General features: G+C 38.2%; 1 protein-coding gene. It reads left to right on the forward strand.

Annotation, left to right across the window (positions count from 1 at the left end):
• Window positions 1–888 precede the first annotated feature (888 nt).
• Window positions 889–1723: Calx-beta domain-containing protein (locus tag P9B04_RS13840; protein ID WP_342055573.1), on the forward strand; the 835-nt coding region annotated here is incomplete at its 3' end.

The raw sequence follows: 1723 nt of genomic DNA on the forward strand, positions 1-1723 counted from the left end.
CCCCAGTCGCTTTCACCGAATTCCGGTCGATGCGACATTTTTGCGTCGCTCCCGTAGTCTGTTTGGAGATAAATTATTGGTTTTTGGCCTCCTAATTTTTTGAACCACTTTTTCAGCAAACCCTAATTAAACTATAAACCAATGTAACTTTCAGAAATGATATGCTTCCATTTTTGTCTTTCGGAAAAAAGATGCTTCCAATCGGAAAAAGCCATTTTATTGGTTGAGGATATAATAAGGGTTTTAGAACCCTTAATCGAAATAATTTGCTTCTGATCATCGAAATGATATGATTCCAGTGACATAGAAGGGTAACTCACGTAAGAATATATGAAGTGCTACAGGGACTTATTGTCCCGCGATCTGCAAACATAACCTTGTAGAAACTTACTAAATTTTTGAACATTTTAAAGTCATCCGACCACGGAACTGCATATAGACAAAAGTCTATGGTTCGGATAGTTCACGAAATATTCACTAATGTAATTGTACATAGGATATAGGGCTTTATTAAAATTGGATATTTTATAGTTGTCCGAAAATTAAACTTGCGGGAGACAAGAGAAAAAAATTGAGATGCCCTCGTTGCAGTTAAGTTTGATAACAAGCAATTAAGCTAAAAGTCAGCCCAGCTAAGGATTTGAAAGTTTTTATCAGATTCACAATATTTTTTTACTAACTCATGGTTTTATCAGACTCAAATAGTATTTACCAAAATCTTTACATTTTTATAAGAATTTATTTTATAGGGTTTCAAAACTAGTCTAACAATCACTAAGTGTCTAGAAAACCTCCCGCTCAAAGTCTAGAGAAATTACTGGCCGTTCTTATTCTCGAACGAGGAATGCTGATTTCAGCACCGGCAATATAAAATCCTAAAAGATAATTATGAATTTTCTATCCCCTGAAGTTGAATCACTTACTCCATCGTCTTCGTTAATCTCACCCCTCAATTTTAGCGAAAGTGGTTTGGAGACATCATCACCTCCAAATGATGCTCTAGGTAACTCATCAGGCTTTGATGAAGGACTTATTGAAACATTTGCTTTAGAGTCAGTTAATTCTAATCCCGATCAAATGATCACTGCAGATACCAGTATGATCGATCCACTCACTGGCTCTGAAGGTATAAATTCTGAACTATTTACATTTGCTCTAATCGATGCGGTCACCGACCAAGTGGTTTCTGACTTCGACAATCTCGCTGTTAATAACACCATCAACCTCAGTCAAGTTGACCTCACTGAATTCAATATCTCTGCTGTTGTCAATCCTGACCACAGCGATAGTGATGCAGTCGCTAGGATCAAATTTGTCTCTAACCTAGGCAATAGAACAGAAGGTGTTGCTCCTTATGCTTTGTTTGGGGATAACGGTAATGGTGACTATTATGGCAAATTGATCACGGAAGGAACTTACTCCATCACTGCGACCGCTTATGATAGTTCTGGGGCCATCTTGGAAACACAAACGGTTGACTATATGGTGACCAACCCTACCCCACCCTCCACACCAGAAATTTCAATTGGGAACGTCAGCGTTAATGAAAATGACAATGATGCCACCTTTACCGTCACTTTATCTGAACCTAGTAGTCAGACCATTAGTGTTGATTACGCAACCGTTGATGACACAGCAATAGCAGGTAGTGATTACACCGCTACCAATGGCACCTTAACTTTTGGTCCTAATGAAACCTCAAAAACTTTTAGCGTTGCCTTAA

The organism is Crocosphaera sp. Alani8 (genome assembly GCF_038442745.1).
Taxonomy (GTDB): Bacteria; Cyanobacteriota; Cyanobacteriia; order Cyanobacteriales; family Microcystaceae; genus Crocosphaera.